Raw genomic sequence first — 21,623 nt, 5'->3', positions numbered from 1 at the left:
CATGCCCGGACCTCGGATACCGAACGGCATGTTGACAAGCGGGGGGCGCGGCTGCGTGCATGGTCCGACTCGCAGGAATCATCCTTCCGTTGGGAGGCACGTTGCACCTCCGCACCCGCCTGAAACACCTCGCGCTCGCCGGGGCCGCCCTCGCCGTGGTCACCGCCACGCTGCCCGGCGCCGCCGTCGCCGACTCCGGGGGCCGGGACCACCACCCGTCCGACCGGGGCCTTTCGGCCGTCATCCGGTACACCGAGTACGGCATCCCGCACATCGTGGCCAAGGACTACGCGAACCTCGGTTTCGGCACGGGCTGGGCCCAGGCCGCCGACCAGGTGTGCACCCTCGCGGACGGCTTCCTCACCGTGAACGGCGAGCGCTCCGGTGCCTTCGGCCCGGACGCCGCCCCGGACGGCTCGCTCTCCTCCGCCACCACGAACCTCTCCAGCGACCTGTACTTCCGCGGCGTCAGGGACGCCGGGACGGTCGAGGAGCTGCTGCGGACCCCGGCTCCGGCCGGGCCGAGCCGCGACCTCAAGGAACTCATGCGGGGCTGGGCGGCCGGCTACAACGCCTGGCTGCGGAAGAACCGGATCACTGACCCGGCCTGTGCGGGGGCCGACTGGGTCCGTCCGGTGACCGCGCTCGACGTGGCCCGGCGCGGCTTCGCCGTGTCCGTGCTCGGCGGCCAGGGCCGGGCCGTCGACGGCATCACCGCCGCCCGGCCGCCGGCCGCCCCCGCCGCGCGTGCGGGCGCCGCGCAGGAGATCCCCGACCCGGACCGGGCGGCCGAGGCCGCCCGCGCGCTGTTCGCGCCCGAGAACGCCACCATGGGCTCCAACGCCGTCGCGTTCTCCGGCGCCACGACCGCGAACGGACACGGTCTCCTCCTGGGCAACCCGCACTACCCCTGGCAGGGCGGCCGCCGTTTCTGGCAGTCGCAGCAGACCATCCCGGGCGAGCTGAACGTCTCCGGCGCCTCGCTCCTCGGCACGACCGTCGTCAACATCGGCTTCAACGACAAGGTGGCCTGGAGCCACACCGTCGCCACCGGCGTCCCGCTCAACCTGCACCAGCTGACGCTCGCCCCGGGCGACCCGACCTCGTACCTGGTGGACGGCCGGCCGGAGCGGATGACCGCGCGTCAGGTGACGGTGCCGGTCAAGGGCGGCGCGCCCGTCTCCCGTACGCAGTGGTGGACCCGGTACGGCCCGGTCGTCGGCGGACTCGGCCCCCAGCTCCCGCTGCCGTGGACCGCGACCACGGCGTACGCGCTCAACGACCCCAACGCGGCCAACCTGCGCGGCTCCGACACCGCGCTCGGCTTCGGCAGGGCGCGGTCCACGCAGGACATCGCCGACACCCTGAAGCGCACCCAGGGGCTCCCCTGGGTCAACACGATCGCGGCGGACTCGGCGGGCCACTCCCTCTTCACCCAGTCGCAGGTGCTCCCCCGGATCACCGACGAGCTCGCCGCGCGCTGCTCCACGCCGCTCGGCCGGGCCACGTATCCGGCCTCGGGCGTCGCGGTGCTCGACGGTTCCCGGTCGGACTGCGCGCCGGGCTCCGACCCGGACGCGGTGCAGCCGGGCGTCTTCGGCCCGGCGAAGATGCCGCTGCTGCGGGACACCCCGTACGTGGAGAACTCCAACGACAGCGCCTGGCTCGCCAACGCGGAGCGGCCGCTGACCGGCTACGAGCGGATCTTCGGGGCGGTCGCGACACCGCGTTCGCTGCGTACCCGGGGCGGCGTCGAGGACGTGTCGGCGATGGCGGCGCGCGGCGGTCTGACGGTCGCCGACCTCCAGCGGCAGCAGTTCGCCAACCGGGCGCCTGCCGGTGACCTGGCGGCGGCGGACGTGGCGCGGGCCTGCCCCGAGGCGCTGCCGGACGACACCGAGGCCTGCCGGGTGATCGGTGCCTGGGACCGCACGGTGAACACCGACAGCCGGGGGGCGCTGCTCTTCGACCGGTTCTGGCGGAAGTTCACGGCGACGGTGCCGCCGGCGCAGCAGTGGCTGGTGCCGTTCTCGCCCGCCGACCCGGTCCGTACCCCGCACACCGTGAACACCGCGGCCCCGGGCTTCGCGAAGGCGCTCGCCGACGCGGTGGCGGAGCTGCGGACGGCGGGCATCGCGCTGGACGCGCCGCTCGGCGCCCACCAGTTCGTCGTACGGAACGGGGAACGGATCCCAGTGAGCGGCGGCACCGAGTCGCTGGGCATCTGGAACAAGGCCGAGCCCGTGTGGAACGCGGCGGGCGGCGGCTACGTGGAGGTCGCGCACGGCACCAGCCATGTGCAGGCGGTGGGCTGGGACGGCGGGCGGTGCCCGGTGGCCCGCACCCTGCTCTCGTACTCCCAGTCGTCGAACCCGGCGTCGCCGCACTACAGCGACCAGACCCGGCTGTACGGGGCCGAGCGCTGGGTGACCTCCCGGTTCTGCGAGAAGGACATCCTGCGCTCGCCGGCCCTGCGGGTGGTGGTCGTCAGGGGCTGAAAGGTCGGGCAGAGGCCTGACGGATCCGTCGCCGGCAGGACGGATCCGTCACGGGCTGAGCGGATCCGTCGCCGGCTGAGGGGGTCCGTCACGGGCTGAGCTGATCCGTCACGGGCTGAACGACAGGAAGACGAAGGCGGCGAAGATCGCGAGATGGACGCCGCCCTGGAGGAGGGTGGCCCGTCCGGGCACCACGGTCAGGGCGCTCACCACACCGGTGAGGACGAGCAGGACCATGTGGAGCGGGCCGAGGCCCAGCACCAGGGGCCCGGAGAGCCAGATCGAGGCGAGCGCGATGGCCGGGATCGTCAGTCCGATGCTGGCGATGGCGGAGCCGTAGGCGAGGTTGAGGCTGGTCTGGACGCGGTCCCTGCGGGCCGCGCGGACGGCGGCGAGGGTCTCGGGGAGCAGCACGAGCAGGGCGATCACGACACCGACGACCGCCTTGGGCAGGCCCGCCGACTGCACGCCGTCCTCGATCGTCGGGGAGATCAGCTTGGCGTTGCCGACGACGGCGACGAGGGCGACCACGAGGAGACCGAGGCTGGTCCAGGCGTCACGCCGGGTCGGCGGGTCCGCGTGGTCGTCCTCCGACTCGTGGCCGGGACGCGGCACGGGGAGGAAGTAGTCCCGGTGCCGGACGGTCTGGACTCCGACGAACACGCCGTACAGGCAGATGGAGGCGACGGCGGCGAAGGCGAGCTGGACGCCGGAGAACTCGGGGCCCTGGTGGCTGGTGGTGAAGGTCGGCAGGACCAGCGTCATCGTGGCCAGGGTGCAGACGGTGGCGAGCGCGCCGCCGGAGCCCTCCGCGTTGAAGACGGCGACGCGGTTGCGGAGCGCGCCGACGAGGAGGGAGAGACCGACGATGCCGTTGCAGGTGATCATGACGGCGGCGAAGACGGTGTCACGGGCGTAGGTCGAGGTCTTCTCGCCGCCTCCCACCATCAGCGAGACGATGAGTCCGACCTCGATGACGGTGACGGCCACGGCGAGGACGAGCGAGCCGTACGGTTCGCCCACCCGGTGGGCGATGACCTCGGCGTGGTGGACGGCGGCGAGAACGGCGGCGATCAGACAGAGCGCGATGAGCCCGACGGCGAAGCCGGGGAGGTCGCGCCCCCAGGCCGCGACAAGTGCAAGCGCCGCCACCACCGGCCCCCAGGTGGTCCACTCGCGTGTGATTGACGCCGTGCTCGAACTCATGATCCGCATCCTGCCACAAAGAGGGCTTTCGCCCGTTTCCGTTCAGTCGTCGTGGTCGGCGAGACCGTGCTCGTACGCGGCGAGGGTCTCGACGAACATCCTGCGTTCGGCCGGGCCGAGGGGCGCGAGGGCCGCCCGCCAGGCGCCGGCGCTGCGACCGAGCCAGCCGTCGATCGCGGGGCGGTGGACCTCGGCGATCGAGACGATCTTCCGCCGCCGGTCGGCGGGGTCCTCGGTCCGCTCCAGGACTCCCTGCTTGGCGAGATCGCCGACCATCAGGCTGACGGTGGTCGGGGCGACCTCCAACCGGGCCGCGAGCTCGTTGACGCCGAGCGGCCCGTCGAAGAGCAGGTAGGCGAGGAGGGAGAGATGGCGCGGCGCGAGGGTGAGGGACTGCAGCTCGTCGGGGATCCTGATGCGCTTGACCCGCCCGACCATCCGGGGCATGAGCAGCAGCAGCGTACGGACGGCGTCGTCGAGGCCGGGCCCTTCGATGCCCGACCCTTCCGCATCCGGCCCTCCGGTGTCCGGCCCTCCGGCACGCCGGTCCCCCTCGTGTGCGGTTGACACCCTGCACCCTCCGATTTAGCTTTGCTTTCAAAGCAAATAGATCTGTCGTGATCGATGCTACCGAAGGGCACCGTCATGTCCGATTTCAATCAGCGGGTCATCGAGGAGTTCCGCGCCGACGGCGGTCGCGTCGGCGGGATGTTCGAGGGGGCCTCCCTGCTTCTCCTCACCACGACCGGCGCCCGCAGCGGACGGCCCCACACCCATCCCGCCGTCTTCGTACGGGACGGAGCCCGGCTCCTGGTCTTCGCGTCGAACGCCGGCGGACCGAAGCACCCGGCCTGGTTCCACAACCTCCGCGCCGACGCGCACGTGACCGTCGAACTCGGCACCCCGGAAGGGACCGTCGAGCGCTTCGCGGCGAGGGCCGCGGTGACGGAGGGCGAGGAACGGGACCGGCTGTACGAGGAACAGTGCGGCCGGGATCCGGCGTTCGCCGCCTATCAGGCCGGCACCGACCGGGTCATCCCCGTCGTCGCCCTCCACCGCCTGGACCTCACGGACCCCGCGCGACACCGGGCCGTCGCCGCCCACCTGGTCACGGTGCACGACGAACTCCGCGCCGAACTCGCCGCGCTCCGCGAGGGCCTGGGCTCCCCGGCGCCCGCCCTCGGGCGGCAGCTGGCCCGCCACTGCCTCACGTTCTGCGGCGCGCTCCACGCCCACCACCACAACGAGGACGGCGTCTTCGACCTCCTGGAGCGGCAGTTCCCGGAACTCGCCGACTCCCTGGACCGGATGCGCCGGGAGCACCGGGTGGTCGCCCGCACGGTCGACGAACTGGAAGCCCTGCTGACCTCCGGCGCCGCCCCGGAGACCCTGCGCACCGAGGTCGACCGCCTGGCGACGGCCCTGGAGGACCACTTCGCCTACGAGGAGTCCCAGCTCCTTCGGCCCTGGCCCCGGAGCCGCGCTAGGGCCTGTCGTCAAACTCCCGTCTGCCCCACGACGCCTGGCACGCACTCTCGCCGCACCGGGCGAAAGCCCAAGTACGGTCCAGTACGAGGGCTTCCACCCGGCACACCGAGAGCACGCACCAGACGCCGCGGGGCCGCCCTTCGGGCAACGACAGGAGTTTGACGACAGGCCCTAGCCGGGAGGCGACGGCGTGCGCGTCACCGGTACCTGCGCGCTACAGCGGACGCTCGTGGCCCTCCCAGTACGGGTCGCGCAGGCGTCGCTTGTACAGCTTGCCGTTCGGGTCGCGGGGCATCAGATCCACGAAGTCGACCGACTTGGGGCGCTTGAAGCCGGCGAGGCGGTCCGCGCAGTGGGCCAGGATCCCGGCGGCGAGCGCGGGGCCGGGCTCGTACCCCTCGGCCGCCTCGACGACCGCCTTGACCTCCTCGCCCCAGTCGGCGTGCGGAATGCCGAAGGCGGCGGCGTCCGCGACCGCGGGGTGGGCGAGCAGCGCGGCCTCGATCTCGGCCGGGTAGATGTTGACCCCACCGGAGATGATCATGTCGATCTTGCGGTCGCGGAGGAAGAGGTAGCCGTCCTCGTCGAGGACTCCGAGGTCCCCCACGGTGAAGAAGTCGCCGATGCGGTTCTTCGCCGTCTTGGCCTCGTCCTTGTGGTACTGGAAGCCGCCGGTGTTCATCTTCAGGTAGACGGTGCCGAGTTCGCCCGGCGGCAGCCGTACGCCCTCGTCGTCGAAGACCGCGAGTTCGCTGATCGGCCAGGCCCGGCCGACCGTGCCGGGCTTCTTCAGCCACTCCTCGGCGGTGGCGAAGGCGCCGCCGCCCTCGCTGGCCGCGTAGTACTCCTCGACGCACCGGCCCCACCAGTCGATCATCGCCCGCTTGACGTGCTCGGGGCACGGCGCGGCGCCGTGGATGGCATGGCGCATCGACGACACGTCGTACCGCTCCCGTACCTCCTGCGGGAGCGCGAGCAGGCGGTGGAACTGGGTGGGGACCATGTGCGTGTGGGTGCAGTCGTACCGGTCGATCAGCCGCAGCATCTCCTCCGGCGCCCACCGGTCCATCAGGACGAGGGGGTGCCCGATGTGCAGGGCGGCGGCGGCGAACTGGAGCACGGCCGTGTGGTAGAGCGGCGAGCAGACCAGATGGACGTTGCCGTCTCCCGGCCGGATGCCGAAGATGCCGAGGAATCCGCCGAGATGGGTCTCCTCCGGGAGCTTCCCCGGGAGCGGGCGGCGGATGCCCCGGGGGCGGCCGGTGGTGCCGGAGGTGTAGTTCATGACCCAGCCGAGGGTGCGTTCGGCCGGCGGGCCGGCGTCCTGCCCTTCGAGCAGTTCCGCATACGGGCGGAAACCGGCGATCGTACCGACGGCGTACCGGCGGTCCGCGGCGAGCCCGGCCTCGTCGGCGGCGACGGTCACCGTCTCGGCGAACCGCTCGTGGGCGATCAGGGCCTTGGCGCCGGAGTCGGCGACGATCCAGGCGATCTCGGGACCGACGAAGTGGTGGTTGACGGGGACCAGGTAGAACCCGGCCTGGGTGGCGGCGAGGTGGGCGGTGAAGAACTCGGGGCCGTTGGGGAGGACGACGGCGAAGGCGTCCCCGCGTCGCAGACCGGCGGCGCGCAGCCCGTGGACCAGCCGGTTCGCCTCGGCGTGCAGCCGGCCCGCGGTCCATTCCTCGCCGTCGGGAGCGACCAGCACCGTACGGCCGGGGTCCGCGGCGGCCTGCGCCCAGAACCCGCCGGGCGCCGGGCGCCCGGCCGCGGTGCCCGCGCTCATGACCCGCTCCGTCCGGCGATCCGGTTGATGCGGTCGACGGCCTTCTCGAAGCCCCGGGTCAGCTCGTCCACGACCTGCTGGACGCTGCGCTCGGAGTTCATCCGGCCGACGATCTGGCCGACGGGGGTACCGAGGAGCGGTTCGACCTCGTACCGCTGGATACGGGAGACGGCCTCGGCGACCAGGAGACCCTGGAGCGGCATGGGCAGCGGGCCGGGGCCGGCCGGGTCGTCCCAGGCGTCCGTCCACTCGGTGCGGAGCTGGCGGGCGGGCTTGCCCGTGAGCGCGCGGGAGCGGACCGTGTCACCGGAACCGGCGGCGAGCAGCTTGGTGGTCAGGGCCCGGGAGTGCAGCTCGGCCTCGGTGGTGGTGAGCCAGATCGAGCCCAGCCACACGCCCTGGGCGCCGAGGGCGAGTCCGGCGGCGATCTGCTCGCCGCTGCCGATGCCGCCGGCGGCGAGCACGGGCAGCGGGGACACGGCGTCGACGACCTCGGGGGTGAGGACCATGGAGGCGATCTCGCCGGTGTGGCCGCCGGCCTCGTACCCCTGGGCGACGACGACGTCGATCCCGGCCTCGGCGTGGTGCCGGGCGTGGCGTGCGCTGCCGGCCAGGGCGGCGACGAGGACGCCGTGGTCGTGGGCGCGGGCGACGACGTCCGGCGGCGGGGAGCCGAGGGCGTTGGCGAGGAGTTTGATCGGGTAGTCGAAGGCCACGTCGAGCTGGTTGCGGGCGACCTGCTCCATCCAGCCGGTGATCCGCCAGCCGGAGGCCTCGCCCTCGGCGAGCTCGGGCACGCCGTGCTTGGCGAGGGTGGCGCGGACGAAAGCCCGGTGTTCCTCGGGGATCATCGCCTCGATCTCGGCCTCGCCGACCCCTTCGACGGCCTTCTTGGCGGGCATCACGACGTCGAGGCCGTAGGGCAGGCCGTCGGTGTGCTCCTGCATCCAGTCGAGGTCGCGGGCGAGGTCCTCGGGCGCGGTGTAGCGGACCGCGCCGAGGACTCCGAACCCGCCCGCTCTGGTGAGTGCGGCGGCGACCGCGGGGAAGGGCGTGAAGCCGAAGATGGCGTGCTCGATCCCCAGTGTGCGACTCAGCTCCGTCTCCATGGGCGGCAGGATGCCGCAGTGGCGCGCCGGAGGGAAGAGGTTTTCTGATGCATCGTCAGATTCTTTGCGGAGGAGGCACGCCCGCCTGTCGCGGTTCCGGGGGCGCAGGGAGTGAGGGAGGGTGGGGGAAGGCATGTCGTGGGAGGAGGTGGGGTGGGTGGTGATCGGGGCCGGCGCCGAGCCTCGGCGGACCACGCTGCGGCGGGGGTCCGCCCGTGAGGCCGGGCTGCTGTCCGCTCCCCTCGACCTGTTGGTCGCGGAGGCCGAGCGCTATCTCGGCTCCTCCCCCGACCACCCCTGGTACGCGGGCGCCGTCCTGCTCGCCGGGCGCGGCGGCACCGTCGCCCTGCACCGGGCGATCGGCTCGGCCGTGCGGTACGCGGCGTACGACGAGGGGACCGACACCGGTGTCGAGCTGCCGTCGGAGCGACGGATCCCGGTGACCGAGGACACCGTCTTCGATCTGGCGTCGGTCTCCAAGCTCTTCACCTCCCTCCTCGCCGTGCAGCAGCTCGAACGGGGGGCGCTCGGCCTGGAGGAGAGGGTCACCGACCGCCTGCCGGAGTTCGGCGGCGGCGGGAAGCGGGACGTGACGGTCCGGCAGCTGCTCACCCACACCTCCGGGCTCCGGCCCGAGATCCCGCTGTACCGGGAGCCGACACGGGAGGGGAAGCTGCGGCTGCTGTGGGACGAGAGGCCGGTGCACGCGCCGGGATCCACGTACCTCTACTCGGACCTGAACCTGATCTCGCTCCAGCTGATCCTGGAGGAGATCACCGGTCTCGGTCTGGACACCCTGCTCCACGACGAGATCACTGCTCCGCTCGGGATGCACCGCACTCGGTTCGGACCACCGCTCTCGTGGCGGCCGGAGATCGCCGCCACCGAGGACGCCCGGCCACCGTGGTCCGGTCTCGACCGGGGCATGGTGTGGGGCGAGGTCCACGACGAGAACGCCTACGCCCTGGGCGGGGTCGCGGGCCACGCCGGAATCTTCTCCCGCGCCTGGGACCTCGCGGTCCTCGCCCGCACCCTCCTCAACGGCGGGGCGTACGGCCCGGCCCGCATCCTCTCCCCCGCCTCCGTGGAGCTGATGTTCACCGACTTCAACACCGCCTTCCCCGGCGACGCGCACGGACTCGGCTTCGAGCTCCAGCAGTACTGGTACATGGGCGCGATGGCCACGCCCCGGACGGCCGGACACACCGGCTTCACCGGCACCGGTCTCGTCCTCGACCCGACGACCGACACGTTCCTGGTCGTCCTCGGCAACTCCGTGCACCCGGTGCGTTCCTGGCGTTCCGGTTCCGCGCCCCGCGTCGCCGCCGCGAACCACCTGGCCAGGGCCGTCCCCGTACGACCGGCCGGGGGCGGCACGGCCTGGTTCTCGGGCATGACGCCCGGCGCCACCGGGACGCTCACCCTGCCCCCGGTGCCGGGCGCGGCGCGCTGGGAGTGCGCGCTGTGGTGGGACACGGTGCCGGGCGCCGACGCCGTCCTCCTGGAAGCGTCCCGGGACGGAGGGACGACCTGGGAGCCGCTGCCGTTCGAGACCGTACGTCCGGGAGGGGAGCCGGAGTCGCATCCGTCCGGGGCGGTCGGCGGCTGGTCGGGGCGGGTCTGGCACCGGCTGACGGCCGAGGTGCCGAGGCCGCTCGCCCCTCCCGTACGGCTCCGCTTGCGGTACGCGACGGTCGGGCGGTACGTCGGCCGAGGGGTGTACGTGGACGGGATGCGGCTCCTGGACGCGGAGGGGCGCGTGCGCTTCGACGAGGCCCGCCCGGCGGACGGCGCGCGGGTCGAGGCGGTGGGATGGGTCCGCTCGGCGGACTGACGCGGCGGCGGGGCGAGGGAGGGTGCGGGCGGACCGGACGCCTTCCGCCGGGCGAGGTCGGGGCGGGGCCCGCGCGGCCTCGGTTCGTGCGGGGCGCGAGGTCAGGCCCCCGCGCCCCGCACGAACCGCGCGCCCCACTCCCGTACGTGCGCGGCGAACTCCGGCGGCCCCAGCACCTCGAACTCCGCGCCCAGGTTCCCCAGCGCCTGCGTCGGCCAGTCGAGGCTCGTCGAGGTCATGGTCAGCCGGCAGTCCCCCTGACCGAGTTCCTCGACCGTGCCCCAGTGGCCGACGACCTGCCGTACCCGGGCGGCGGGCCCGTGGACGAGGACCTCGACCGTGTACGGAGCCGGGGCGCCGCTCGCGGTCCGGACGAAGGCCACGGCGTCCTCGGCCGGGAGCGCGCGGGGACGGAACCGCGCTCCGGTCGCCCTCGGACCGGTCAGCCGGTCGAGCCGGAAGCTGCGCCAGTCGTGCCGCCCCAGGTCGTAGGCGACCAGGTACCAGCGTCCGCCGAGGGCGACGACGCGGTGCGGTTCGACCTCGCGCTCGGCGGGTGCGGCACCCCGGGCGGTGTAGCCGAACCGCAGCCGCTCCTCGTCGCGGCAGGCCTGGGCGACGGCGGTGAGCACCTCCGCGCCGACGACCGGCCCGGACGTGCGGGCGGAGAGGGTCACGGCCCGCAGGGCGTCCACCCTGGCCCTCAGCCGGGGCGGCAGGACCCGCACCAGTTTGGTGAGCGCCCGCAGCGACGCCTCCTCCATCCCCGCGATCCCGCTCTGCGCCGCGTCGCCGACCCCCACCGCGAGGGCGACCGCCTCCTCGTCGTCGAGCAGCAGCGGCGGCAGGACGGCACCGGGCGCGAGCTGGTAGCCGCCGTCGGTGCCCCGTGCGCCACCGACGGGATAGCCGAGTTCGCGCAGCCGCTCGACGTCACGCCGCAGCGTCCGCTCGGAGACCCCGAGCCGGTCGGCCAGTTCCGGTCCCGACCAGTGCCGGTGGGTCTGCAGCAGCGAGAGCAGTCCGAGGGTCCGTGAGCTGGTGTTCGCCATGCCGACATCCTGCCCGGACTTCCGGCCGGAAACTGACCGGAAGCCTCCCTAGAGTCGATCCCGACGGACGCAACCGAGGCAAGGACCGACACATGATCACCCGTGAGATCCAGCTGACCGCCCGGATCGCGGGCACCCCCGCGCCCGAGGACTTCACCGTCGCGACGACCGAGGTCGACGGCGAGGTCCTGGTGCGGACCGACCGCGTCGGGCTCGCCGCGACCTACCTGGAGCTGATGCGGGCCGACTGCACCCTCCCGGTCCCGGCCTGGCAGCCGGGGCAGCGGGTGGGGTTCGCGGCGATCGGGACCGTGGTGCGGTCCGACAGCCCCCACCTGGAGGCCGGGGACCTGGTCCATTCGATGACCGGGTGGAGCGAGTACTCGGCGGGCCCGGCAGGCGCGTACCGCAGGCTCGACCCCGGTCTCTTCCCCGACCCCGGCCACCACCTCGCGCAGGGCCCGACCGCGTACTACGGAATGGCCGAGGTGGCGTGCGTCGGCGAGGGTGACGTGGTCTTCGTCTCCGGTGCGGCGGGCGGGGTCGGCTCGCTGGCCGGGCAGATCGCGAGGTGCCTGGGCGCGGCACGGGTGATCGGCAGCGCGGGCAGCCCGGCGAAGGCCGCGTACCTGGTGGACGAGCTCGGCTACGACGCCGCGTTCGACTACCACGACGGTTCCACGGCCGACCGGCTCGCGGAACTCGCGCCCGACGGCATCACGGTCTTCTTCGACCTGGTCGGCGGCGAGCAGTACCGGGGCGCGCTGAGCGCGGCCCGGCCCGGAGCGCGGTTCGCCCTGTGCGGATCGCTGTCGAGTCAGCCGGGCGGTGCGGCGCAGCGCTTCCCGCGGCCCGACCGCGGAGAGGCGGAGGCCCGGGGCGTCGAGCTGCTGCCGTTCTCCTGTCACCACACGCCGGAGCAGGTCGCGGCCTGGAGCGAGCACTTCGGCCGCTGGCTGGGCGAGGGCCGTTTCGTCTACCCGGAGACCGTGGTCGACGGGGGCATCGAGGACGTGCCGCAGGCGTTCCTCTCACTGCTCGACGGTGCCTACCGGGGCAACGTCTCGGTGCGGCTGTCGTGACCGCGCTCTCCGGCCGGGCCCTGAACCGGGCCCTGCTGGAACGACAGTTCCTGCTGGGGCGCACCGGTCGCACGCCCCTGGAGGTGATCGGGCGGCTGGTCGCGCTACAGGCGCAGGAGCCCAACTGGCCGTACGTCGGGCTGTGGAGCAGGATCGACGGTTTCACGCCGTCCGGGCTCACCGCGCTCCTCGACGAGCGGCGGGTGGTCCGCTCCGGTCTGCTCCGCAGTACCCAGCACCTGACGGCGTCCGAGGACTTCCGCCGGCTGCGTCCCCTGCTCCAGCCCGTGCTGGACCGTACGGCGGGCTCGACGCACTTCACCCGGAACAGGACGGACCCGGACCCGGCGGCCCTGGTGGCCGAGGGGCTCGGGTGGTTCGCGGGAGGGACGCTGTCGCGGAAGGAGCTGGCCCGGCGGCTCGCGGAGCGCCATCCGGGCCGCGACGGCCGGATCCTGGCCGGGGAGGTGGAGCTGCGCACCCCGCTCGTCCACGACGTGCCGACCGGAGCCTGGGGTTCGTGGGGCAACCGGTCGGCGGTGTCGGTGACGCCCGCCGAGGTCTGGCTGGGGCGGCCCATGGTCCCGCCGTCCTCTCCGAAGGACGCCGCGGCGGGGTTGATCCGCCGCTATCTGGCCGCGTTCGGCCCGGCCGGGGTGATGGACGTCCAGGCCTGGTGCGGGTTGACCCGACTGGGTGAGGTCGTCTCGGGGATGGGGGCCGCACTGCGCCGGTACGCCGGTCCCGACGGCGGGGAGCTGTTCGATCTGGCCGACGCCGAGCTGCCCGATCCCGAGGCACCCGCTCCCGTACGGCTGCTGCCCGCCTTCGACAACGTCCTGCTCGGTCACGCCGACCGCACGCGGATCATCGGCGACGAGGGCCGGCGGAGGGTGATGCCGGGCCGGGCAAGGGTGCTGCCCACGTTCCTGGTGGACGGGCGGGTGCACGGCACGTGGTCCCTGGCCGCGGGAACGCTCCGGCTGACTCCGTTCCGCCCGCTCGGCGCGGCCGACCGGACGGCGCTGGAGCAGGAGGCCGACGCACTGCTGCGGTTCGTGGGAGGGCGGACGGTGGTCTACGGGGACATCGGCGGGACGACCGGCTGAGGGGCCGCCGCCGTCCGCAGTTCCGCGAGGAAGGGGCTGATCAGGGGGTGTTCCTCGGCCCCTCGTCGTACCGCAGCGAACACCCGCCGGGTGGGTGCCACCCCGTCCACCGGGCGGATCTCCACCTCGCTGAGGTCGGTCCCTCGCAGTGCCGAGCGCGGCACCAGGGCCACTCCGGCGGCGGCCGACGCGAGGGCGACGACGGCGCGGAAGTCGTCGGAGACATGCGCGAACCGAGGGGCGAAGCCCGCGTACTCGCAGGCCAGGACGGTGACGTCGTGGCAGGGGTTGCCTGCGGACTGTCCGATCCAGGTGTCCTTGGCGAGGTCCGCGAGTGCGACGCGCTCGTCCCGGGCGAGCGGGTGGCCGGGCGGCAGGACCGCGTCGAACGGTTCCGCGTAGAGCGGGAGGCGGGTGAGCCGGGCGTCGTCCTCGCCGGGCGCGCCCCGGTACTCGACGGCGACGGCCACGTCCACCTGCCGGTCCAGGACCATCAGCAGGCTCTCGTCGCCCTCGGCGTCCCGGACCCGGACCCGGATGCCGGGCGCGGTGCGGGCCAGGGCCCGGAGGGCGGGCGCCACCACGAGGCCGATGCCGGTGGCGAAGGCGGCGACCGTGACCGTACCGGCGTCGCCGGAGCTGTAGGCGGCGAGTTCGGACTCGGCGCGCTCCAGCTGGGCGAGGACCGCGTTGGCGTGGCTGAGCAGGATCTCGCCGGCCGGAGTGAGGCGCACGCCGCGCGCGCTGCGGTCCACCAGGCGGTGGCCGGTCTCCTGCTCCAGGGCGGTGAGCTGCTGGGAGACGGCCGAGGGGGTGAGGTACAGCGCGGCGGCCGCCGCCGTGACCGTGCGGTGGTCGGCCACCGCACGGAGGATGTGCAACCGCCGTGCTTCGATCATCCCCCCATTTTCGCAGGCCGTGGGGCCTGCCTCGGCCGAGGCAGGCCCCACGGGCGCGATCGGAGGCTCGGGGCCTCGGTTGCTCAGGCGCTCAGCGCGGCGCGGGCCGCGACGAACGCGTCCACGGCCCGGTTCACGTCCTCCGTGGAGTGGGCGGCGGAGAGCTGGACGCGGATGCGGGCCTGGCCCTGCGGCACGACCGGGTACGAGAAGCCGATCACGTACACGCCGCGCTCCAGGAGCAGCTCGGCCATGCGGCCGGCCTCGGACGCGTCGCCGATCATCACGGGGGCGATGGCGTGGTCGCCGGGAAGGATGTCGAAGCCCTCCGCCGTCATCCGGGTCCGGAACAGCTCGGTGTTGGCGCGCAGCCGGTCGCGCAGGTCGCCGGCGGACTCCAGGAGGTCGAGGACCTTGAGGGAGGCGGCGGCGATCACCGGGGCGAGGGTGTTCGAGAAGAGGTACGGGCGGGAGCGCTGGCGCAGCAGGGCGACGATCTCGGCGCGGGCGGCGACATAGCCGCCGGAGGCGCCGCCGAGGGCCTTGCCGAGGGTGCCGGTGATGATGTCGACGCGGTCCATCACACCGTGCAGCTCGGGCGTGCCGCGCCCGCCGGGGCCGACGAAGCCGACCGCGTGCGAGTCGTCGACCATGACCATGGCGTCGTAGCGCTCGGCCAGGTCGCAGATCTCGTCGAGCGGGGCGACGTAGCCGTCCATGGAGAAGACGCCGTCGGTGACGATGAGCTTGCGCCGGGCGCCGCCCTCCGCGGCCTCCTTCAGCTGCTGCTCCAGGTCGGCCATGTCGCGGTTGGCGTAGCGGAAGCGGCGGGCCTTGGAGAGGCGGATGCCGTCGATGATCGAGGCGTGGTTGAGGGCGTCGGAGATGACGGCGTCCTCGGGGCCGAGGATCGTCTCGAAGACACCGCCGTTGGCGTCGAAGCAGGAGGAGTAGAGGATCGTGTCCTCCTGGCCGAGGAAGGAGGACAGCCGCGCCTCCAGCTCCTTGTGCACCTCCTGGGTCCCGCAGATGAAGCGGACGGACGCCATGCCGTAGCCCCAGCGGTCGAGCGCCTCGTGGGCGGCGGCGACCACGTCGGGGTGGTCGGCGAGGCCCAGGTAGTTGTTGGCGCAGAAGTTCAGCACCTCGCCGGGGCGGCCGCCCGACGTGACCTCGACCGTGGCGGACTGGGGGGTGCCGATGACCCGCTCGGGCTTGTGCAGCCCGGCCTGCCGGATCTCTTCGAGGGCGGCACGGATGTCGTCGCGTACGGAATCGAACATGGGTCAGGCTCCCGTGGTCCAGTCGAGGATGATCTTGCCGCTCTTGCCGGAGGCGGCGTCGTCGAACGCGGCCTCGAAGTCGGTGTGGGCGTACCGTCCGGTGATCACGGGGGCGAGGTCGAGGCCGCCCTCCAGGAGCACGGACATCGCGTACCAGGTCTCGAACATCTCACGGCCGTAGATGCCCTTGACCGTGATCATGGAGGTGACGATCTTCGCCCAGTCGACGGCGAAGTCCTCGCTGGGCAGGCCCAGCATGGCGATCTTGCCGCCGTTGGTCATGTTGGCGACCATGTCGCGCATCGCGTGCGGGTTGCCGGACATCTCCAGGCCGACGTCGAAGCCCTCCTTGAGCCCGAGGGTGCGCTGGCCGTCGGCGATGGTCTGCTCGGCGACGTTGAGGGCGAGCGTGACGCCCGTCTTGCGCGCCAGGGCGAGACGCTCCTCGCTGACGTCGGTGATCATGACGCTGCGGGCGCCGGCGTGCTTGGCGACGGCGGCGGCCATGATGCCGATCGGGCCCGCGCCGGTGACGAGGACGTCCTCGCCGACGAGCGGGAAGGAGAGCGCCGTGTGCACGGCGTTGCCGAACGGGTCGAAGATCGCGGCGACGTCGAGGTCGACGGGGACGCGGTGCACCCACACGTTGGACGCGGGCAGCGCCACGTACTCGGCGAAGGCGCCGTCGCGGCCGACGCCGAGGCCGATCGTGGCGCGGCAGAGGTGGCGGCGGCCGGCCAGGCAGTTGCGGCACTTGCCGCAGACGAGGTGGCCCTCGCCGCTGACCAGGTCGCCGATGGCGATGTCGCTGACGTCACGGCCGACGGAGACGACCTCGCCGACGAACTCGTGGCCGACGGTCATCGGCGTCGTGATCGTCTTCTGGGCCCAGCCGTCCCAGGAGCGGATGTGGAGGTCGGTCCCGCAGATACCGGTCCGCTTGACCTTGATCAGTACGTCCCCGGGGCCGGTCTCCGGCTCGGGCACGTCCGTGAGCCAGAGTCCCGGCTCCGCCTTCAGCTTGACCAGCGCCTTCAATGCAACGGCTCCCGACGTGCGTGTCCTGTGATGTGGGGGTGCGGGCACGACTGTGCGCCCAAGATCCCTGGAAGAGAATCTCCCGTACGGAGCGCTCGCGGTCCATCGAGGATTTCTTAAGCGCGCTCGTAGATCAGCTTCACACCCCAGGCGGGGGCGCGGCGACGTCAACGCGTCCGCACGGGGAGCCGCCCTGCCGGCGGGGCGCGCGCCGCCGGTGGCCTCCTGGCCGGCCGGGGGCTGCGTCGTCCTGTCGGCCAGGGGCTGCGTCCGTCCTGCCTGCCGGGCTGCGTCGTCCTACCGGCCGAGGGCCGCCATCGCCGCGTTGTGGCCGGGGATGCCGCTCACTCCCCCGCCCCGGACGGCGCCCGCGCCGCACAGCAGGACGTTGGCGTGGCCGGTCTCGACGCCCCACCGGCCCGTGCCCTCCTCCGCGTACGGGAAGGAGAGGTCCCGGTGGAAGATGTGGCCGCCGGGGAGGCGGAGTTCGCGTGCGAGGTCGAGCGGGGTCTTCGCCTCGATGCAGGGGCGCCCGTCGGTGTCGAGGGCGAGGCAGTCGGTGATCGGCTCGTCCAGATGGGCGTCGAGCTGGTCGAGGGTCGCCTTCAGGAGCGCGGCTCGGGTGCCGTCGTTGTCGGCGGCGAACAGCCGCGCGGGGGTGTGCAGACCGAACAGGGTGAGCGTGTGGTGTCCCGTGGCGGCCAGGTCGGGGCCGAGGATCGTGGGGTCCGTCAGGGAGTGGCAGTAGATCTCGGAGGGCGGCGCGGAGGGCAGCCGTCCCGCCGCGGCCTCGGCGTGGGCGGCGGCGAGCTGCCCGTACCCCTCCGCGATGTGGAAGGTTCCGGCGAAGGCCTCGTGCGGGTCGACGCTCCGGTCCCGCAGTTTCGGCAGCCGGGTCAGCAGCATGTTGACCTTGAGCTGGGCGCCTTCCGGGGCGGGCGGGGGCGTCTCGCCGAGGAGGGCGGCGAGGTCGGTCGGGGAGGCGTTGACGAGGACGTGGCCGGCGTCGACGGTGCCCTCTCCGTCGGCGGTGCGGTAGCTGACCGCGGCGCGGTGCCCGTCGGTCTCGATCCGGGTGACCTCGTGGCCGGTGCGGAGGTGGGCGCCTGCGGTGCGGGCCGCCCCGGCGAGGGCGTCGGTGAGGGCGCCCATGCCGCCGACGGGCACGTCCCAGTCGCCGGTGCCGCCGCCGATCACGTGGTAGAGGAAGCAGCGGTTCTGGAGGAGCGTCGGGTCGTGGGCGTCGGCGAAGGTGCCGATGAGGGCGTCGGTGAGGACGACGCCCCGCACGAGGTCGTCGGCGAACTCCCGCTCGACGGCGACCCCGAGGGGTTCTTCGAAGAGCATCCGCCAGGTGTCGGCGTCGTCCACCCTGGCGCGGAGCGCGTCACGGGTGGGCAGCGGCTCGGTGAGGGTGGGGAAGACACGGCGGGCGACCCGGCCGGTCCGGGCGTAGAACGCCTGCCAGGCCTCGTACGCGCGGTCGGATCCGGTGAGCGCGGCGAAGGAGGCGCGGGTGCGGTCGGGACCGCCGCCGACGAGGAGGCCGCCGTCGCCGTGCGGGGTGTACGAGGAGACGGACCGCTTCCGTACGGCGAAGCGCAGCCCCAGCTCGCGCACGATCTTCTCCGGGAGGAGCGAGACGAGGTACGAGTACCGGGAGAGCCGGGCGTCGACCCCGGCGAAGGGGCGGGTGGACACGGCCGCGCCGCCGGTCGATCCGAGCCGCTCCAGAACGAGCACGCTCCACCCGGCCCGCGCCAGATAGGCGGCGGCGACGAGCCCGTTGTGGCCGCCGCCGACGACGACCGCGTCGTAGGAGGAAGCGGCGGCGGAGGTGGAGACGGACGGTCCGGGGACGGGCGCGGGGTCGGTCATGGCTCATGCTCACACGGGGCCGCCGGACGGGGAAGCCCCTCGGCTCAGGGTTCGACCGACATCGCCGCCTTCAGATGGAGGGCAGCCGCCTCGGTCGGCCTGCCGAGGCGCTCCAGGCAGTGGGCCTCGTCGTCGAGGGCGGCGAGGGTGTCGGGATGGGCCGGGCCGAGGACACGCGTGCGGGCCTCGGCGATCGCGCGGTGGGCCTCCAGGGCCTCTTCCTCACGGCCGAGCCGCGCCAGGGCGACGGCCGTCTCCCGGCGGCTCAGGAGGGTGTCCGGGTGGTCCTGCCCGAGGACCCGCGTCCGGTCGGCGTGGACGCCCTCGGACTCGGCGTGCGCCTCCGCCCAGCGGCCCAGCCGGCCGAGGTTGACGGCGAGGGCGTGGCGGGCGCGCAGGGTCTCGGGCCCGTCGGCGCCCTGGGCGCGGGTCCGGGCGGCGACGAGGTCCCGGCAGACGTCGAGGGCGTCCGCGGCCTGGCCGATCCTGCCGAGGCAGACTCCGGTCTCGTAGCGGGCGGCGAGAGTGTCCGGGTGGTCGGGTCCCAGGGTCGCGGCGCGCGCGTCGGCCAGGGCGCGGTACCGGTCGAGCGCCTCCTGTCCGCGCCCGAGCCGCGCGAGGGTGTACGCCACCTCGTGCAGGGTCAGGAGGGTGTCGGGATGGTCCGCGCCGAGCAGCCGGGCCCGCGCCTCCGCGACCTCCTGGGCCGTGCGGTACGACTCCTCCAGGCGGCCGAGGCGTCCGAGCGTGAACGCCAGGTTGTGGCGGCAGCGCAGGGTGTCGGGGTGGTCGGGCCCGACGGTCCGCTCACGGGCGGCGAGCACCGTGACGTACCCCTCGTACGCCTCGGGGTGCCGGCCGAGGCGCCCGAGCGCGTACGCCTGTTCCTGCCGGGCGGCCAGCGTGTCGGGGTGGTCCTCGCCCAGGACGCGGGAGCGGGTGGCGGCGACGCGGTCGAAGACGCTCAGCGCGTCGGCGGCGCGGTCGAGGCGGGCGAGGGCGAACCCGACCTCGTAGTGGCTGGCCAGGGTGTCGGGGTGGTCCTCGCCCAGGGCGGCGGTGCGGTGCTCGGCGACGGACCGGTGCACGGACTCGGCCTCGTCCCAGCGGCCGAGGCGTCCGAGGCCCATCCCCGCGCGGTACCGGCCGGCGAGCACCGCGACCAGTTCGGCGGAGGGCGGGCCGGAGGGGGCGGGGGTGGAGCCGGGGGTCCGGTCGGGGGCGGGGGTCGACGCGGTCCCCGTGGCGACGGCCGCCCCGGTCCCGGCGGTAGTTCCGGTCCCGGCGGTCACCCCCGTTCCGGTGGCCGCTCCCGTTCCGGTGGTCGACGGGGCCGCGGTGGTCCATTCGGTCGTGAGCACGGCCGCGGTCGGGTCGTGGGCGACCGGGCGCGTCACGGCCCCGGCGTCCGTGGGCCGGTGTCCGCCGGTGATCCCCCGGGCCCAGGCGGGCGCGGGTGGGGGCGCGAGGGGGCCGGGCCCGGGGACGACCATGGGCGCGAGGGGCGTCGGGGAGACCCGGCCGGAGACGATGCGGCGGCGCAGGTCGCCCGCGTCGGCGGGCCGCTCCTCGGGCATCTTGGCGAGCAGATCGACGACGATCCGGTCGAAGTAGTCGGGGAGTTCGGCGCGGTGGGCACGCGGCGGACTGGGCACCGTGTCCCGGTGCCCGATGAGGATCGCCCAGGAGTCGCCGAGGTCGAACGGCGGGGCGCCGGTGGCCAGCTCGTACAGGACGCAGCCCAGCGAGTAGAGGTCGCTGCGGTGGTCGACCTCGCCGCCGCCGATCTGCTCGGGCGACATGTAGTGGGGCGTGCCCATGGCGATGCCCGTCCCGGTGAGCTTGGACGTGAACCCCATGTCGGTGCCGAGGCGCGCTATCCCGAAGTCACAGATCTTCACCGTCCCGTCCCGGAGCCGCATGATGTTCGCGGGCTTCAGGTCGCGGTGCACGATGCCCTGGTGGTGCGTGTAGGCGAGGGCGTCGGCCACCTGGTCGGCGATCTCGACGAGGTCGTGGACGGGCAGCGGGTGCTGGGCGTTGGCGGTGAGGAGCTGGCTGAGGTTGCGCCCCTCGAGGAGTTCCATGACGAGGAACAGCACCCCGTCGTACTCGCCGAAGTCGTGGACCACGGTGATGCCCCGGTGCTGGAGCGCGGCGGCCACCCGGGCCTCGCGCCGGAAGCGCTCACGGACCACGGTGAGGACCTGGGGGTCCTGCTGCGGTCCGATCGGCTTGAGGCACTTCACGGCGACGCCCCGCCCGAGTGCCTCGTCGGTGGCGCGCCACACCTCGCCCATACCGCCGCGGCCGATGACCTCGTGCAGGCGGTACCGGCCCTGAATGAGTCTGGAGTCCCCCATCGTGTGCTGTCGCCCCCGTCGAATTCCCTATGCCTTCCCCGGCCCCTCCAGTATGGACGCCCGCTCGGACAGTGGGTACGGGGCGGGGTACGCGTAGGGGTCGGGCCGGGTCTCCGGGCCGAGCCGGTCCATGGCGCGGAGGATGTGCCGGGGCGGCAGCCGCCAGCGCAGCCGGGCGGGGACGCAGCGGAGGAGGTTGGCGGTGGCGACGAGCCGGTGGGTGACGGCCTCGGGCGGCGGGGCGGGCCGGCCGTAGAGGGCGTGGGCGTAGGGAGGCAGAGTGTCGTACGCGAGTGCCGTCACGCGCCGCCAGATCACCTCGCGCGCCGGTACGAGCGCGGGTTCGACGGGCGGGCGGCGCAGGAAGTCCTCGACGGTACGGGCGTCGGGGCCCGCGGCGAGCTGGGGGCGCACGGAGTCGAAGTAGGCGGCGAGTTCGGCGACGGACCCGGGAACGTCCGCCGGGTCGAGCCCGACGAGCCGGGCCGAGGTCCGGTGCTCGTCGACGTACCGGTCGGCCCGGTCGTCGCTCAGCGGGATGCCGGAGCGCCGTGCGACGGCGAGGTAGGAGTCGGTCTCGGCGCAGTGCACCCAGAGGAGCAGCGCGGGATCGTCCACGCCCAGCCGCCGGTGGATCCCCCGCACCCGCGCGCCGGCCGCCTCCGCGGCTTCGGTGGTCCCGTAGCTCAGGGTCCCGACGAAGTTCGCGGTCCGCATGAGCCGCCCCCAGGGGTCGGCGCGGAAACTGCTGTTGATCATGACTCCGCGCACGGCGACGGGGTGCAGCGCCTGCAGCCAGAGGGCCCGCACGCCCGCGATCCACATGACGGGATCGCTGTGCAGCTGCCAGGTCACGGAACGGGGCCCGAAGAGCCCGGGATCGACGTCCTGCCTCATGACGATTCCTCCCTCGCGACGTTCAGGCTACGCCGGGGGCGGCCGACGCGACATGGTCCCGTCCAGGGCCGTGGCGGGAGCGAGGCCGGACTGCGGGCGCC

The 21,623-nt window shown here is 73.7% G+C and carries 16 protein-coding genes; 5 read left to right on the top strand and 11 right to left on the bottom strand.

Going from position 1 to position 21,623, the window contains the following annotated elements:
- The first annotated feature begins 101 nt into the window (after positions 1 to 101).
- On the top strand, positions 102 to 2,498 hold the full coding sequence (locus ASD33_RS23660) for a penicillin acylase family protein (protein WP_056564022.1): 2,397 nt from the start codon (positions 102 to 104) through the stop codon (positions 2,496 to 2,498).
- A 108-nt stretch (positions 2,499 to 2,606) separates the two neighbouring features.
- On the opposite strand, the gene ASD33_RS23655 is transcribed toward ASD33_RS23660, so the two are convergent.
- Positions 2,607 to 3,704 carry an ionic transporter y4hA gene (locus ASD33_RS23655; protein WP_056564567.1) on the bottom strand — a complete coding sequence of 366 codons (1,098 nt, stop codon included), beginning with the start codon at positions 3,702 to 3,704 and terminating at the stop codon, positions 2,607 to 2,609.
- 42 nt (positions 3,705 to 3,746) lie between these two features.
- A complete protein-coding gene (locus tag ASD33_RS23650) occupies positions 3,747 to 4,151 on the bottom strand; it encodes a MarR family winged helix-turn-helix transcriptional regulator (RefSeq protein WP_056564564.1) in 405 nt (134 codons plus the stop codon).
- A gap of 198 nt (positions 4,152 to 4,349) precedes the next feature.
- On the opposite strand from ASD33_RS23650, the gene ASD33_RS23645 reads away from it, so the two are divergent.
- The gene (locus ASD33_RS23645) at positions 4,350 to 5,354 is read left to right on the top strand and encodes a nitroreductase/quinone reductase family protein (RefSeq protein WP_347232304.1); all 1,005 of its coding nucleotides are present in this window, start codon (positions 4,350 to 4,352) and stop codon (positions 5,352 to 5,354) included.
- 52 nt (positions 5,355 to 5,406) lie between these two features.
- Here the strand turns inward: ASD33_RS23645 and ASD33_RS23640 are convergent, their stop codons facing one another.
- Both ASD33_RS23640 and ASD33_RS23635 read right to left on the bottom strand, forming a co-directional pair.
- Positions 5,407 to 6,978 (bottom strand): acyl-CoA synthetase, encoded by a 1,572-nt coding sequence (locus ASD33_RS23640; RefSeq protein WP_056564019.1) that lies wholly within the window; start codon positions 6,976 to 6,978, stop codon positions 5,407 to 5,409.
- Positions 6,975 to 8,087, bottom strand: coding sequence for a nitronate monooxygenase family protein (locus ASD33_RS23635; RefSeq protein WP_056564016.1), 1,113 nt, complete (start codon positions 8,085 to 8,087; stop codon positions 6,975 to 6,977). The genes ASD33_RS23640 and ASD33_RS23635 overlap by 4 nt, the downstream gene beginning before the upstream one ends.
- Before the next feature lie 133 nt (positions 8,088 to 8,220).
- On the opposite strand from ASD33_RS23635, the gene ASD33_RS23630 reads away from it, so the two are divergent.
- Positions 8,221 to 9,921: a serine hydrolase domain-containing protein gene (locus ASD33_RS23630; RefSeq protein WP_056564012.1), complete on the top strand. Its 1,701-nt coding sequence runs from the start codon at positions 8,221 to 8,223 to the stop codon at positions 9,919 to 9,921.
- Between the two features lie 101 nt (positions 9,922 to 10,022).
- Here the strand turns inward: ASD33_RS23630 and ASD33_RS23625 are convergent, their stop codons facing one another.
- Positions 10,023 to 10,973: a YafY family protein gene (locus ASD33_RS23625; protein WP_056564009.1), complete on the bottom strand. Its 951-nt coding sequence runs from the start codon at positions 10,971 to 10,973 to the stop codon at positions 10,023 to 10,025.
- Between the two features lie 92 nt (positions 10,974 to 11,065).
- Here ASD33_RS23625 and ASD33_RS23620 point away from each other — a divergent pair, with 92 nt between their 5' ends.
- The gene (locus tag ASD33_RS23620) at positions 11,066 to 12,055 is read left to right on the top strand and encodes an NADP-dependent oxidoreductase (protein ID WP_056564006.1); all 990 of its coding nucleotides are present in this window, start codon (positions 11,066 to 11,068) and stop codon (positions 12,053 to 12,055) included.
- Entirely contained in the window at positions 12,052 to 13,164 is a 1,113-nt protein-coding gene (locus tag ASD33_RS23615; RefSeq protein ID WP_056564003.1) for a winged helix DNA-binding domain-containing protein, read from the top strand. Before ASD33_RS23620 ends, ASD33_RS23615 begins: the two co-directional genes overlap by 4 nt.
- On the opposite strand, the gene ASD33_RS23610 is transcribed toward ASD33_RS23615, so the two are convergent.
- The 6 genes from ASD33_RS23610 to ASD33_RS23585 form a co-directional block, all read right to left on the bottom strand.
- The gene (locus tag ASD33_RS23610) at positions 13,134 to 14,063 is read right to left on the bottom strand and encodes a LysR family transcriptional regulator (protein WP_056564000.1); all 930 of its coding nucleotides are present in this window, start codon (positions 14,061 to 14,063) and stop codon (positions 13,134 to 13,136) included. The genes ASD33_RS23615 and ASD33_RS23610 overlap by 31 nt on opposite strands.
- Positions 14,064 to 14,146: 83 nt before the next feature.
- Positions 14,147 to 15,346 (bottom strand): glycine C-acetyltransferase, encoded by a 1,200-nt coding sequence (locus ASD33_RS23605; protein ID WP_056563997.1) that lies wholly within the window; start codon positions 15,344 to 15,346, stop codon positions 14,147 to 14,149.
- A 3-nt stretch (positions 15,347 to 15,349) separates the two neighbouring features.
- Positions 15,350 to 16,384, bottom strand: a complete 1,035-nt coding sequence (gene tdh, locus ASD33_RS23600) for an L-threonine 3-dehydrogenase (protein ID WP_056563995.1) — start codon at positions 16,382 to 16,384, stop codon at positions 15,350 to 15,352.
- A gap of 297 nt (positions 16,385 to 16,681) precedes the next feature.
- Positions 16,682 to 18,262 (bottom strand): NAD(P)/FAD-dependent oxidoreductase, encoded by a 1,581-nt coding sequence (locus ASD33_RS23595; protein WP_056563992.1) that lies wholly within the window; start codon positions 18,260 to 18,262, stop codon positions 16,682 to 16,684.
- Between the two features lie 44 nt (positions 18,263 to 18,306).
- The gene (locus ASD33_RS23590; protein ID WP_056563989.1) at positions 18,307 to 20,625 is read right to left on the bottom strand and encodes a serine/threonine-protein kinase; all 2,319 of its coding nucleotides are present in this window, start codon (positions 20,623 to 20,625) and stop codon (positions 18,307 to 18,309) included.
- 27 nt (positions 20,626 to 20,652) lie between these two features.
- Positions 20,653 to 21,522 carry an oxygenase MpaB family protein gene (locus ASD33_RS23585; protein WP_056563986.1) on the bottom strand — a complete coding sequence of 290 codons (870 nt, stop codon included), beginning with the start codon at positions 21,520 to 21,522 and terminating at the stop codon, positions 20,653 to 20,655.
- Positions 21,523 to 21,623 lie beyond the last annotated feature (101 nt).

This window comes from Streptomyces sp. Root1304 (assembly GCF_001426405.1).
Lineage (GTDB): Bacteria > Actinomycetota > Actinomycetes > Streptomycetales > Streptomycetaceae > Streptomyces.
The sequence above is the reverse complement of the archived record's forward strand: the minus strand, read 5'-3'. Positions and strand labels throughout refer to the sequence as shown.